Source organism: Rhizobium sp. KNZ14-9A (genome assembly GCF_056755015.1).
Genome location: NZ_JBPGXB010000002.1, coordinates 2,783,653 through 2,796,409 on the forward strand (window position 1 = coordinate 2,783,653; position 12,757 = coordinate 2,796,409).

16 protein-coding genes and 1 pseudogene are annotated in these 12,757 nt (G+C 60.3%); 6 read left to right on the plus strand and 11 right to left on the minus strand.

Annotated elements, in window-relative coordinates; translation table 11 throughout:
* Positions 1 to 8: 8 nt before the first annotated feature.
* The 4 genes from ACR9ZQ_RS20590 to ACR9ZQ_RS20605 form a co-directional block, all read right to left on the minus strand.
* Positions 9 to 287, minus strand: coding sequence for a hypothetical protein (locus ACR9ZQ_RS20590; protein WP_113323212.1), 279 nt, complete (start codon positions 285 to 287; stop codon positions 9 to 11).
* Positions 288 to 326: 39 nt separating this feature from the next.
* Positions 327 to 1,241: a cytochrome c gene (locus tag ACR9ZQ_RS20595; RefSeq protein ID WP_481428692.1), complete on the minus strand. Its 915-nt coding sequence runs from the start codon at positions 1,239 to 1,241 to the stop codon at positions 327 to 329.
* A 143-nt stretch (positions 1,242 to 1,384) separates the two neighbouring features.
* A complete protein-coding gene (locus ACR9ZQ_RS20600) occupies positions 1,385 to 1,828 on the minus strand; it encodes a cytochrome c (protein WP_113323236.1) in 444 nt (147 codons plus the stop codon).
* A gap of 134 nt (positions 1,829 to 1,962) precedes the next feature.
* Positions 1,963 to 2,598, minus strand: a complete 636-nt coding sequence (locus tag ACR9ZQ_RS20605; protein WP_310378015.1) for a LysE family translocator — start codon at positions 2,596 to 2,598, stop codon at positions 1,963 to 1,965.
* 127 nt (positions 2,599 to 2,725) lie between these two features.
* Between ACR9ZQ_RS20605 and ACR9ZQ_RS20610 the strand changes: the two genes are divergently transcribed.
* Positions 2,726 to 3,427 carry a helix-turn-helix transcriptional regulator gene (locus ACR9ZQ_RS20610; RefSeq protein WP_481428693.1) on the plus strand — a complete coding sequence of 234 codons (702 nt, stop codon included), beginning with the start codon at positions 2,726 to 2,728 and terminating at the stop codon, positions 3,425 to 3,427.
* 28 nt (positions 3,428 to 3,455) lie between these two features.
* Here ACR9ZQ_RS20610 and ACR9ZQ_RS20615 read toward each other — a convergent pair whose 3' ends face one another.
* Complete coding sequence (locus tag ACR9ZQ_RS20615) at positions 3,456 to 4,226, minus strand: SDR family NAD(P)-dependent oxidoreductase (RefSeq protein ID WP_481428694.1); 771 nt, start codon at positions 4,224 to 4,226, stop codon at positions 3,456 to 3,458.
* Positions 4,227 to 4,385: 159 nt separating this feature from the next.
* Between ACR9ZQ_RS20615 and ACR9ZQ_RS20620 the strand changes: the two genes are divergently transcribed.
* Positions 4,386 to 5,300 (plus strand): AraC family transcriptional regulator, encoded by a 915-nt coding sequence (locus tag ACR9ZQ_RS20620; RefSeq protein WP_310378021.1) that lies wholly within the window; start codon positions 4,386 to 4,388, stop codon positions 5,298 to 5,300.
* Here the strand turns inward: ACR9ZQ_RS20620 and ACR9ZQ_RS20625 are convergent.
* A complete protein-coding gene (locus ACR9ZQ_RS20625) occupies positions 5,297 to 6,142 on the minus strand; it encodes a metallophosphoesterase (protein ID WP_481429345.1) in 846 nt (281 codons plus the stop codon). The genes ACR9ZQ_RS20620 and ACR9ZQ_RS20625 overlap by 4 nt on opposite strands.
* Positions 6,143 to 6,283: 141 nt before the next feature.
* On the opposite strand from ACR9ZQ_RS20625, the gene ACR9ZQ_RS20630 reads away from it, so the two are divergent.
* Positions 6,284 to 6,835 (plus strand): NUDIX domain-containing protein, encoded by a 552-nt coding sequence (locus ACR9ZQ_RS20630; protein WP_481428695.1) that lies wholly within the window; start codon positions 6,284 to 6,286, stop codon positions 6,833 to 6,835.
* On the opposite strand, the gene ACR9ZQ_RS20635 is transcribed toward ACR9ZQ_RS20630, so the two are convergent.
* From ACR9ZQ_RS20635 to ACR9ZQ_RS20650, 4 genes are all read right to left on the minus strand, one after another.
* Complete coding sequence (locus tag ACR9ZQ_RS20635) at positions 6,793 to 7,014, minus strand: hypothetical protein (protein ID WP_481428696.1); 222 nt, start codon at positions 7,012 to 7,014, stop codon at positions 6,793 to 6,795. The two genes, ACR9ZQ_RS20630 and ACR9ZQ_RS20635, sit on opposite strands and share 43 nt — an antisense overlap.
* Before the next feature lie 41 nt (positions 7,015 to 7,055).
* Positions 7,056 to 7,466, minus strand: a complete 411-nt coding sequence (locus ACR9ZQ_RS20640; RefSeq protein ID WP_481428697.1) for an SRPBCC family protein — start codon at positions 7,464 to 7,466, stop codon at positions 7,056 to 7,058.
* On the minus strand, positions 7,463 to 7,786 hold the full coding sequence (locus ACR9ZQ_RS20645; protein ID WP_310378030.1) for an ArsR/SmtB family transcription factor: 324 nt from the start codon (positions 7,784 to 7,786) through the stop codon (positions 7,463 to 7,465). Before ACR9ZQ_RS20645 ends, ACR9ZQ_RS20640 begins: the two co-directional genes overlap by 4 nt.
* A gap of 159 nt (positions 7,787 to 7,945) precedes the next feature.
* Positions 7,946 to 8,548 (minus strand): superoxide dismutase, encoded by a 603-nt coding sequence (locus tag ACR9ZQ_RS20650; protein ID WP_007827154.1) that lies wholly within the window; start codon positions 8,546 to 8,548, stop codon positions 7,946 to 7,948.
* 504 nt (positions 8,549 to 9,052) lie between these two features.
* Between ACR9ZQ_RS20650 and ACR9ZQ_RS20655 the strand changes: the two genes are divergently transcribed.
* The 3 genes and pseudogenes from ACR9ZQ_RS20655 to ACR9ZQ_RS20665 all read left to right on the plus strand — a co-directional run bounded on the left by ACR9ZQ_RS20655 (position 9,053) and on the right by ACR9ZQ_RS20665 (position 12,291).
* Positions 9,053 to 10,594: a coiled-coil domain-containing protein gene (locus tag ACR9ZQ_RS20655; RefSeq protein WP_310378035.1), complete on the plus strand. Its 1,542-nt coding sequence runs from the start codon at positions 9,053 to 9,055 to the stop codon at positions 10,592 to 10,594.
* A 135-nt stretch (positions 10,595 to 10,729) separates the two neighbouring features.
* On the plus strand, positions 10,730 to 11,398 hold the full coding sequence (locus ACR9ZQ_RS20660) for a class I SAM-dependent methyltransferase (RefSeq protein ID WP_310378037.1): 669 nt from the start codon (positions 10,730 to 10,732) through the stop codon (positions 11,396 to 11,398).
* A gap of 164 nt (positions 11,399 to 11,562) precedes the next feature.
* Positions 11,563 to 12,291, plus strand: a pseudogene (locus ACR9ZQ_RS20665) (sulfite exporter TauE/SafE family protein).
* On the opposite strand, the gene ACR9ZQ_RS20670 reads toward ACR9ZQ_RS20665, so the two are convergent.
* Positions 12,288 to 12,635 carry a nuclear transport factor 2 family protein gene (locus ACR9ZQ_RS20670; protein WP_310378040.1) on the minus strand — a complete coding sequence of 116 codons (348 nt, stop codon included), beginning with the start codon at positions 12,633 to 12,635 and terminating at the stop codon, positions 12,288 to 12,290. The pseudogene ACR9ZQ_RS20665 and the gene ACR9ZQ_RS20670 overlap by 4 nt on opposite strands.
* Between the last annotated feature and the right edge of the window lie 122 nt (positions 12,636 to 12,757).

Genomic DNA, 12,757 nt, shown 5'->3' on the forward strand with positions numbered 1-12,757 from the left:
CATGCCAATCATTTGAGCCGTCGAGCCTCTTTCGGGAGGCTGTCTCCGGGCGCCACCTCATGCACCGGGCGGCTCGCCCATTGGTGAAGCGCCCTCTTTACGAACAAAAAGGCCGCAGCCCTTGCCTGCGCCAGATCGCCGGGATCATCGAGGCGGCTCGCGATTTTTGCTTCCATGACAGCAAGTGTGTCGGAAAACCAGCGCGCAAGAACGGCATTGCGCGCGGCAAGCCGGTCCTGCATGCGAGCAATCGCAGCGTCTGTTTCCTCAAGGGTCGGGTGCTTCATGGTGGCAGTGTGGCTTGCGGCGCTTGCCCCAGGCAGACGCTACTTGCTCGGCACGGCCTTCAAATAGGCTGAAATCGCTTCGATATCGGACTGCGGCAGATGGGCGATGTTCTGCTGCACATCGACCATCTGGCCGCCGGCGGAGTCGAAATCGGGGGTGAAGCCGGTCTGCAGGTAGTTGGTTATGTCGGCCTCGCTCCACGAGCCGACGCTCTTCGAGCCCGGCGTGATATCGGGTATGCGGCCCTTGCCTTCCGGGTTCGGCGCGCCGGCGAGCCACTGGTCGCGGACGAAGCCGCCGAGGAAATCGCGTGGGGTGTGGCATTCGCCGCAATGGCCGAGGCCCTCGACCAGATACTGGCCGCGCTTGAGCTTGTCGTCGGCATTGGCGAGCACGACGCGCGGCTGGTCGTTGAAATAGAGGAGTTTCCAGCCGCCGAGCGCCAGGCGGATGTTGAAGGGGAACGGCAGTTCATGTGGCGGTGCGACGTTGCTGCTCTTCGGCAGCGTTTTCAGATAGGCGAAGAGATCGTTGACGTCCTTGTCGCTCATGCGCGTATAGGAGCCGTAGGGGAAGGACGGGTAGAGATGCTGCCCATTGGCGCCGACGCCGCGCTTCATGGCATTGCCGAACTGGGCCAGCGTCCAGCGGCCGATGCCGGCCTGTTCATCCGGAGAAATGTTGGGCACATGGAAGGTGCCGAAGGGGCTCGTCAGGGCGAGGCCGCCGGTCAGCGTCAGCTTCGCATCGTCTTTCGCACCGGGCGCGGCATGACAGCTGACGCAGCCGCCGGCCCAGAACACCTTCTCGCCGTTCGCAACGTCGGGCGCGCCGAGATTGGCCCAGTGGCTTTCCGGCAGTGGATCGGGCGCAGTGACAAAGTAGAAGGCTGCGCCGCCGATCACGACGACGCCGACGAGACAGAGCACAAAGCGGATGAACCTGCGGACCATGCGCCGCCTCTCCTTACTGTCGATATCAAGGGACATTCCCGGGTTTGCCGGCCCCGGCCCCGCTGCCGGGGAGAATAAGGCGATCCGCACCGGCGGCAAGGGCCGATGCGGATCGCGAGATCATACGGGAATAGCTCTATCGCCTAGTCCTTCTTGATGCGATAGAGCTGATGACAGCCACCGCAATTGCCGCCGAGCGTGTTCAGCGCAGCGCCGACGCCGGCGGCATCGGCCGGAAGCTGGGCGAGAACGGTTTCGGCGTCGGTAGACAGCTTCGCGGCGCGTGCCTTGAAGTCATCCATGTTTTCCCAGATCTTCGGGCTTGCTTCCTCGTCGCCCGTCTCGGTGCCCGGCTTGAACTGGTCCGGGAAGGCCTTCGCCGTGGTGGCGATCGTCGTCAGCGCCGTCTTCACGGCATCCGCATCATAGGGCTTGGTGCCCTTGGCGATGGCGGACAGCGCGCCTGCTGCGCCACCGATCTGCTTCATCATTCCAATACGTGCGTCATGCGTGCCGTCCACGGCCATAGCCGAACCGAGGGCAATGCCGGCGAACGCAACAGCCGCCGCAACTGTTTTCCAATTCATGATTCTCTCTCCATTGTTCCACCGGCGAAGCCGGTCGAGGGCAATCTGCACCGGGATCATGACAAAATCCATGTGGCCGCATAGTCACGTTTAGCCGGATCCTCATAAAAACAATGTGATAAGAATAGGCAGGATCAGGCTGTCTTCCACCCTTGCCAGAGGCTGATCGCGGAAATGAAGACCAGCAGCAGGCCGGCGAGACGGCCGATGACGGCAGTCATCTTCGGGTTCGAAACCAGGAGATCGCGGCTGCGGCCGGCCGTCATCGCAAGCGTGCCGTAGACGGCGAGCTGCGTGAGCACGGTCATGATGCCCATGATCAACCCCTGCAGCCAGATCGGCCCAAATTCCGGCTTTATGAATTGCGGATAGACGGCGAGCACGAAGATATAGGCCTTGGGATTGACGAGGCAGGTGACTGCGCCCTGCCGGAACGCCTTCCAGGTGGAGCGCGCTGTACCGGGGCCGACCACCTCGACCTTGATCGAGCTGCGCATCAACGAAATGCCGATCCAGATCATATAGGCGACGCCGGCAAAGAGCAGCACGTTGAAGGTCTGCGGCAGCATAGCGACCAGAATGCCGACGCCCGCCGCACCATAGGCCGAATGCACGGCCCCGCCGAGCATGATGCCGCTGGTGGCGGCCAGCCCGCGCTTGGTGCCGCCCGTCAGCGAGTTGGCGAGCACGAAGAGCATGTCCATGCCGGGCACGATGATGATGCCGAAGAGAAGGGTGAAATAGAGCCAGAGGCTTTCGTGGTAATTCATGTCAGTTGTCCATCCCGTATTTCCGTGCGATTTTTCAGGAACTTCATCGATTTCAATCTGATAGATGGCTCTATACGGGAAGCCAACTGACAGTGTATTGTCAGGAGCGTTGGAGAAAGGGCGACAAATGCGCAAGGCCTCCAGGCTTTTCGAGATCATCCAGATATTGCGGCTGGCGAAGAAGCCGATGACCGCCGCCACCATGGCCGAGAGGCTGGAGGTGACGGTGCGCTCGATCTACCGCGACATCGCCGCCCTGCAGGCGATGCGGGTGCCGATCGAGGGTGGGCGGGGTATTGGCTATATCATGCGGCCGGGCTTCGATCTGCCGCCGCTGATGTTTTCCATCGAAGAGACGGAAGCGATCGTGCTATCGCTGGCGCTCCTGGAGCGCACCGGCGACGAAGAGCTGAAGCTTGCGGCACGGCGCGTCAACCAGAAGCTTGCCGGCGCAGTACCCGCACCGCTACGCCAGGCGATGGAGAACAAGGCGCTGTTTGCCTGGGGCACGGTCGCCCAGGCGCCCGCAGGCGTCGACCTTGCCATTGTGCGCCGTGCGATCCGCGACGAACGCAAACTCACGCTCAACTATCGCGACGAGATGGGACGCGCGACCGAGCGGATGATCCGCCCGATCGCGCTGATCTATTATTCCCAGACCGCCAATATCGTTGCCTGGTGCGAACTCAGGCAAGCGATCCGCAATTTCCGCGGCGACCGGGTGGAGGCCTGTGCCGAAGCCGACGTCTTCTTCAAGGGCGAAGGCGATGGCCTTCGCACGCTTTGGACCGAGAGCTGGACGGAGAAGCCATTGGCCGCCAACGCGTGAGCCAAGCTCTCCCCCACCCAGCAAGACCTCAGAGCGCCATGCCGCCTGAGACCTCGATGCGCTGGGCGTTGACCCAGCGGTTGGCTTCCGTCAGCAGCGAGGCGATCATGGGGCCGATATCATCGGGCACGCCGGCACGGCCAAGCGCCGTCATGGCGGCCACCCTGCGGTTGATTTCCGGATTGTCGCGCACCATGCCGCCGCTGAAGTCGGTAGCGATGGCGCCAGGTGCGACCGTGTTGACGGCGATGCCGCGGGCGCCGAGTTCGTTGGCCATGTAGCGCGTCAGCACCTCGACAGCGCCCTTGAGCGAGCCGTAGGCCGAGGAACCCGGCACGGCGACGCGGGCAAGGCCGCTGGAAAGATTGACGATGCGGCCGCCGTCGGCGATTACGGGCAGGAGCTTCTGGGTCAGGAAGAAGACGCCCTTGAAATGGAGGTTGTAGAGCCTGTCCATTTCCTCTTCGGTCGTCTCCAGGATCGAGGCATGGTAGCTGGTGCCGGCATTGTTGACGAGAAAGTTGAAGCGCTCGCGGCCCCAGCCCTTCAGCACCGAGCGGACATTGTCCACGAAAGCATCGAAGGTGGCGACATTGCCGGTATCGAGCTGCAGGGCGGCGGCCTTGCGGCCGAGCGCTTCGATTTCGGCGACGACCTTGTCGGCCTCTTCGCGGTTGGAATTATAGGTGAAGATCACGTCGACGCTATCACGGGCGAGGCTGACGACGGTGTTGCGGCCGAGGCCGCGGCTGCCGCCGGTGACGATTGCGATTTTCGAATTTGCGTTCTGATCGGTCATCTCGGTTGCTCCTTGTTCGGATGACCGGAATCTAGGTCCTGACTCCCCTTTTCTTGAATGCCGAAAGCCTCGAACTTCTTGCCTATTCCTCCAGACAGGTTGTCGCCTCCGGTCTACGGAGTAAGATGGCGGGCAAAGGCCGCTACCCGGAGAATGACGATGTCCAATGAAATCAAGACTGTACTCAACCAGTACATGGACAGCCATGGTGGCGGCGACGGACTGTTTGCAACTGCCCTGCCCGGCTTCTACCTGATGCGTTCTTCCACGCTGACCATGCCAAAGCCTGCGATCTATCGGCCGGCGCTCTGCATCATCATCGACGGCGCCAAGCAGATCATGTTCGGAGAGCGGCTCTATACCTATACAGCCATGCAGGCGCTGGTTATCAGCGTGGAAATGCCTGCCTTCGGCCAAGTGATCGAGGCAAGCGAGGAACGGCCGATGATCGCGCTGACGCTGGAACTCGATGTCACCATTCTGCGCGAGGTTCTGGAGGCGATGGAAACTCCGCCGAAGCCTTCGGGTGAAGGCGGTCCCGGCGTTTTCGTGCAGCATTTCGGGGCAGAGCTGCAGGATTGCATCCTGCGGCTGATGCGCATGCTCAACACACCGAAATCTATCCCGATCCTGCGACAGGCGATCCTGCGCGAGATCAGCTTCTGGCTGCTGTCCGGCGAGAATGGCAGCGAGGTCAGCAAGCTGGCGCTGCCCGGCAGCCAGACGCGGCGTGTGGCGGATGCCATTCACCTGCTGCGCGACAATTTCACGGCGCCGGTGCGAGTGGAGCAGCTGGCGGCGGCAGCAAGGATGAGCCCCTCCTCCTTTCACCAGCATTTCAAGATGCTGACCTCTATGAGCCCCCTGCAATATCAGAAACAGTTGCGGCTTTTGGAAGCGCGGCGGCTCATGGTGGCCGATGGCATCAATGCTGCCAATGCCGCCTATCAGGTGGGCTATGAAAGCGCCTCGCAGTTCAGCCGCGAATATTCGCGCATGTTCGGCACACCGCCGAAGAAGGACGCGCAGGAGCACCGGGCACAGCCTGCGGCGATCGCAACGGAAGTGGCTTAGTAGTTGAGCGTGCGGCTATCCTCACGGCCGAAACCGCGGATTTCCATTCGGTTCGCGTAGACATCGACGATCGCGAAGGTGTTTTCGCTCTCGGTATCGACCACGCCCTTGAAATTGATAAAGTGGCAGAAGCCGACCTTACCGTAATTGCCGACATGGTTATGGCCGTTGAGATAGGCGACGACGTTTTCCTGCGAGGACAGAAGCTCGACGATGCGCTGCCGGTCCCACATGTCATGCTCGCAGGGCGGATGGACGGGGAAGTGATTCATGACGATCACCTTCTCGCTCGCAGCCTTCGCCGCTTCGATTTCGCCGGCCAGCCAGGCGAACTGTTCGTCGCTCAGCGATGCGTTCCACTCATGGGCGTTATCGGCGCCGGCTGCCCGCAGAGCCGCCAGACGCTCGCGGCCAAGCGCACGGTGGGGATGGCCTTCCGGCGGCGCGAAGGTGCTGACCTCATTGCCGTTGAGCACAATAAAACGGAAACCGTGGCGCTGGAAACTGTAATAGGGTGCCGGCATGCCGACCCGTTCCGCGACCTTCTCCAGATGCTCCGGGGCCACGCCAAAATCGTGATTGCCGAGCAGGAAGAACGCTTCGTGATGCAGCGCGTCATAGACCGGCAGGATATCGTCGAAGCTTTTGAAATCGCGGTCGATGATATCGCCGAGCGTCATGACGAAGCTCAGCTCCTCGCTATTGAAAGTCTCGATTGCGGCACCGACCTTGGCGAGGCTGTTGGCGTAGTAGCGCGCCATCTCGACCTGCGGTTCGAGTGCGGCATATTGCGGATCGGCGATGATGCCGAAGCGGAAAAGGGGAAGATCGGCGGAAGACATGCGGCTCGATGTAGAGGCGGCGGATGACAGCGATGTGACGGCGCTGCCAGCCGCGGCCTTTTGGCAGCCCCGCCAATACCGCTCTTGCATCGGTCGTCCGGCCCATACAACATGGGTCTTATCTTCTGAGGAGCATTCCAGATGACATCCTACATAAGGGAGCTTCGCGGCCTGATCGGAAGCCGCTTGCTGATCCTGCCTTCGATTGCTGCTGCGATCCACGACCGCTCCGGCAATCTGCTCTTACAGGAAAAGGTTTCTGGAGAAGGATGGAGCTTGCCTGCCGGCGCAATCGAACCGGGGGAGTCTCCGGAAGAAGCCGTCATTCGTGAGGTAATGGAGGAGACTGGCCTTGCAGTGACCCCTACCAATATCCTCGGCGTTTTCGGAGGCAGGGATTTTCGATACACCTATCCGAACGGCGATCAGGTCGAATACGTCGTCACGTTGTTCAAATGTCAGGTCATCGAAGATCGCGGCACGTGGACAGATGCCGAGACAAGGTCTCGAATACTTTGCACGAAACGAAATGCCCTCGCTTGCGCTGCCTTACCCTTTATCGACGCTGTTTTCGTAGGCATTTCGGCAACGCAAGATGAGGTATTTACGCAGGAATGGGGACAAACCCTTTTACGGGTAGCTGCGATTCCTTACCTTGCGGCCGACGCCTGTTCCCGGCGACCGGCAAAGTAGGGCAAGGCAAACATGTAGAGGCCGCTGAACAATAGCAGAAAGAGTGGTGGTAGCGGCGAGTAAACCACAAAGGCAGGCGGAGCGCCCACCGCCATGGTGGCGAAATTGGCAATGACAGTCACCGTGAAGATGATGCACAGCCAACGGTGAAGCTGGCGGATCGCCTTGTTCCAATTCATTATTCTTCCTCCTCAAACAATCAGACGCCGTGCGTAATGCTTCAGTCGGCGCGCGCCAGCACCTGTTCCAGATTTTCGAAGAAACGCTGCCAGCCGAATTTGGCGCCCTGGTAGGCCTGTTCCTGATCCGGACGGAAGCCGGCTTGTTCCATGCGCAGATGCGTGCCTGATTTGACAGGTGTCAGTGTCCAGGTAACGGTGCTTTCGAGACCGTAGGCATCCCAGGTATAGGCGAGCGTTCGGTTCGGCTCGATTTCCAGTACCCGGCAATCGACGGAGCCCCACTCGGCGGTCAGTTTGAAGCTGTGATCGCGCACGGGCTTGAAGTCGTTCTTCATCAGCCATTCCTGGATCAGATGCGGTTGGGTGAGCGCACGCCAGATCCTTTCCGGCGGGAACGCGATTTCCCGCTCGACGATGACGGAGCGAATTTCAGTTGCGGTGTCGTTCATTGGTCCATCCTTTTGAGCAAATCTTCCAAAGCGTCGAACCGGCTCTCCCAGAAGCCGGCCATCTCCGTCGTCCAGTCGGCGAGCGGAGCAAGCGCGCGGATTTCGGCGCTGTAATGCGTCTGACGACCTTCATGGCGGTCGCGCACGAGGCCGGCGTTTTTGAGCACCGCCAGATGTTTCGAAACAACCGGCTGAGACACACCCGCGTGAGTCGTCAGAGCGCCAACCGTCTTCTCGCCCTGACGGCACAGGCGCTCGAAGATGCCCCGACGGGTCGGATCGGAAAGCGCCCTGAACAGCGCATCTTGAGCATTCGACATTTGAATTCATACCCGATTGGCTATGGATCGATCTATAGCCAATCGGGTATGAATGAGTCAAGCCATCCTTGGCGGATAGATTGCAGGAGAATAGAAGCAGAAACGAAAACACCCGGCGCTCGCGGCGCCGGGTGCTGAAAATCAGATGCTCGGAAGTGCTTACTTCGTCGCCGCTTCGTAGCGCTCCAGGACGTAGTCCCAGTTGATCAGGCTGTCGATGAAGGCTTCGAGGTACTTCGGACGCAGGTTGCGGTAGTCGATGTAGTAGGAGTGTTCCCAGACGTCGACGCCGAGGATCGGGGTGGCACCGTGAACGAGCGGGTTTTCGCCGTTCGGGGTCTTGGAGATTTCGAGCTTGCCGTTCTTGACGGAAACCCAAGCCCAGCCGGAGCCGAACTGGGTGGCGCCGGCAGCGGCGAAATCGGCCTTGAACTTGTCATAGCCGCCAAGGTCGGAATTGAAGGCAGCTTCGAGCTTGCCCGGCAGCTTGTTGCCGCCGCCGCCCTTCTTCATCCACTTCCAGAAATGGATGTGGTTGTAGTGCTGCGCAGCATTGTTGAACAGGCCGGCATTGGTGCCGAAGGACTTCTTGACGACCTCTTCCAGGGAGAGATCGGCAAGGCCGGCTTCCGCTGCGAGCTTGTTGCCGTTGTCGACGTATGCCTTGTGGTGCTTGTCGTGGTGGAACTCCAGCGTCTCCTTCGACATGAAGGGAGCAAGGGCTTCGTAGTCATAGGGAAGTTCAGGCAATTCGAAAGCCATATCAGATCTCCTCTTGGCAATAGATTGCGTCATCGGCAGGTGAGGCGGAACATAGGAGGGGAAGCATTGAGAGGCAACCGGCGAATTATCAAAAAACAACCGCTTCGAGGAAAAATTGCCTCTCGTCACGGGCTTTCTCCACACGCATAAATCACACGGAGATGTCGCGCTTTCAGGGATATGAAAGCGGCGTGACGACAAGACGGGGACTGCAATGCAAAGGAATAAAATCCCTCTCCTTGCGGCGCTCACATTCCCGTAATCGCCCCTGGAAGATGAGGCACGCTCGGGTCCGGCAGCCGCGCTTAGGGGCGGCGGCCGTTATTTCAATAAAAAACTGTTAATTTCTTTTAGGCGCTTTTGACAGGCGATGAATAGCGCGCCTTAGATGCAATCCAGGGCTATCAAAAAGCGTTAGCGCAACCTTTGATAGGAATAGCTTAATTAGCATTGCATAAATCATTTCAGGGACTTCTGACATCAACTTCGGGGCGTGTGATGGTCATGAGCTTTTTTCGTCGTAATGAAGAACCCGTCAAGCCGGGTTTGAGAGTATCCAGCCATCGCCAGATGTTGTCCGTCACCGAACAGACGGGTCTCGTGGACAAACCACCGGTGCAGTACAGCGTTTCGGAAGTCGATGATTTCCAGGCTTTCGGCACGGCAATCGAGGAAAACAAGCAGTCCTCGGAGGAGCTGCTCGTCAGCCTGACGTCGCTGCAGGAGCGGGTTTCCTCGCTGCTCGGTGCGCACAGCCACTCGCTCAATGAAACGGGCGCGCTGAGGGCCGAATGTTCGCGTTTGAGCTCGCTGCTCGACTATGAGAGCAATGCGCGGCGCAAGGCTGACCAGGAAAACCAGCGCCTGACGGCCGACAACAAGGAGCTGAAGCTCGACGGCAGCCAGCTGCGCGTCGAGGCCGGCACTTACCGCGAAGAACTGGTGAAGCTGCAGGGCGTGCATGAGCTGACGCGGGAAGAATTCACCGTCGTCGAGGCGCGGCTGATCGATGCCGAGCGCGAGATACGCGACCGGGCACTGCAGTTCGACGAGGTTTCCTCACAGCTTCGCCGCACGCAGCAGGATCATGATGTGCGCAGCCGCGAACTGGCGAGCACCCGCGAGAAGCTGGAGCTGGAAACCACGGCCCATCAGCTGCTCGTCGAAAGCTCGCGCCGCGAAAACAGCATCCAGCTTCGCGAAATCGCCCGTCTCAACGAGGAGCGCAGCCACCTCAAGACCAATCTCTCGGAGCATGAGGCGCTGACACGCGGCCTGCAGTCCTCCGTCGCCAACCTGAAGCAGGATCTGGTCGCTTCCGAGGAACGCTATCGCCGCCTGGAAACCGAATTCGAGACGCTGGAAACCTCCTCGACGCTCGAAATCGCAAACCTGCGCACCAGGCACGAGGCGATCGGTTCGAAGTCAGAGCTTGTCGAGAAGCTGCTGTCGACCGCCAACAGCCGCAACAAGATGACGGACGAGGAACTGCAGTCGACCCGTGCGGAACTGAAGCGTACGAAGGGCGAACTCGCCACGGCGCTCGCGCGCCTGGAGCGGATGACCGACGAGCTCAACCGCGTTCGTCTCAACGGCACGGAAAGCGAAGCCGCCCGCCGCGAGCTCGCTGCCCACAGCAACGATCTGGTGATGAAGCTGCGCGAGGCCGAAAGCCAGCGCAGCAAGCGTGACCGCGAGATCGAAGCCTTCAAGCACGATCTGGATACGCGCCTCGATACCGACCGCTATGAAATCAGCCAGCTGCGGACGAGCCTCGAAATCGCAAAGTCGGAAATCCGCCAGCTCCGCGCCGAACGCGCGATCCTCAGCGGCCAGCTCGAAGTGGCGCGCGGCGATCGGCCGAGCCTCGCAGACGCCCTGCCCGTCGAAGAGCCCGTGAAGGAAGAGGTCCGCATGCCGGCCGCTACCTTCGCGCCGATGATCGACATTTCCAACAAGTCGCTGCGCGGCAACGGCGTGGTCGCCGGCTCGGTCAGTGACGAGCTCGCCGCTATCGAAACCAATCTGCGCACACCGGCGGAGTGATCGAAGCGCTCTTCGGCGGGAAGAAAACTTTCCGCCGAAGGCGAAAGCAGCACATCTGACAGCTCCTTCGTCGTGTCGCCGGAACCGGAGCCTGCCTTTACGAGTTTGAAGGCAGGGTCTGGAGGAGGCGCTCTCATGGGACAAGTTCAAAATCGGGGACAAGTTCAAAATCAGGCGGAAGACCAGCAGAAGATCTATCAGCGCTGGGCACCGGTCTACGACCAGGTCTATCGCGGTCTCCTGCGCGACGGGCATCGCACGCTGGCGCGGCTTGCCGCCCACGCCGGTACGGACATTCTGGAAATCGGCGTCGGCACCGGGCTGGTGCTCTCCCACTATCCCCGGCGATCCCGAGTGACGGGCATCGACATTTCCGAGCATATGATCGCCAGGGCGCGGGAAAAGGTTATCAGACAGAAGCTCTTCCATATCCGGCAATTGCAGGTGATGGACGCGCACGCACTGGCCTTCGAGGACCAATCTTTCGATGCCGTCTGCCTGCCTTTCGTCATCACGCTCATCCCCGAGCCGGAACGGGCGCTCGATGAATGCGCCCGTGTTCTGCGGCCAGGTGGCGAAATCATTCTGGCCAGCAAGCTCGGCGACGGCGCCGGCCTGCAGGGCGCGATCGAGGAGGCCGTGGCGCCGCTTGCCCGGCGCATCGGCTGGAGCTCCTCCTTCCGGATCAGCCGGATCATCGACTGGGCGCGAGCGAGCGGTTTCGATGCCATTGAAATATTGCCGGTTTTCCCGAAGGGCTTCTTCAAGGTCATCCGCCTCAAACGGAGCGCTCTTGACGCTTGAAACGGAACTTTTTTCACCCTCAAAGCGTGTCGCGATCTTTCAGATTCGCTGCCACGCTTTAGGTCTTTGTTCTCTGCATGTCGTAATCGCAAAGCCGCTGCACAGCTTTGCGCGACATGCGTTAGGCGTGTTTTCAGTCGAGCTTTTGCTCACCAGGGATCTTCATGACCACGGATTTCTTCCTATTCATCGTCGTCGGTTTCTGCGCGCAGATCATCGATGGCGCGCTCGGCATGGCCTTCGGCGTGCTCTCCACGACCAGCTTGCTGACGCTCGGCGTGCCGGCCGCCAATGCCAGCGCCATGACGCATGTGACTGAGCTGTTCACGACGGCAGCGTCCGGCATTTCCCATGCCTGGCACCGCAATGTCGACTGGAAGCTCGTGGCGCGGTTGGCGCCCGCCGGCATGATCGGCGGGGCGGCCGGCGCCTTCCTGCTTGCTAATGTCGATGGCAAGGTCATCGAGCCCTTCGTTTCGGCCTATCTGATCACCATCGGTCTCGTGATCCTCTGGAAAGCCTTCCACCCGACACCGAAGCGCGATGTCCGCGATTGGATGGTGCCACCCGTCGGGCTTTGCGGCGGCGTGCTGGATGCGATCGGTGGCGGCGGATGAGGACCGATCGTCACCAGCTCGCTTGTCGGCCGCGGCCACGATCCGAAGCGGGTGATCGGCTCGACCAATTTCACCGAATTCGCGGTGACGCTGATCATCTCGATTACCTTCGTGCTGACGCTTGGCTGGTCGGAACTCGGCTCAGCGGTTGGCCTTATCATCGGCGGCGTGATCGCCGCGCCCTTCGGAGCGATCCTCGTCAAGCGGCTACCGGTGAAACCGCTGATGATTGCGGTTTCGATCATCATCACGACATCGGCGATACGGTTTTTCTAAGCGGTGTTGCGGCCGAAATAGACATCGACGGATGCTATGCGGTCGCCATCGAAGCGGAAGCTTTCGATATTGCGGAAGGCTTTGCCATCAGTCATTTCGGCCCGGTAGCGGACGACGGCCTCATCGCCACGGACCGCCAGGAACTCGATATCGAAGGCGTTCAGCTGCGGCTCGTTCGGCCAACAGCGCTCGAAATAAGTTGCGCGGTCGATATGATCATCCTGCGGGCTGGAAAAGGTGAAGTTCTCCGTCAGCATAGCGCCGACGATATCCTTCCGGCGATCCAGATAGGCTGCATAGAGCGCGCGCAGCATCTGCGCACGGCTTTCGTCCCTGTGATCCATGATTGTTCCTCCCTTGTAATTCTGATTGCATATTGCAATCAGTTAGAGGCAAAATCGTGGCTTTCGATGCGTTTTTCCTGATGACGGCAGGTCGGATCGGCCGGAATCCGTCCTTGGCAGCC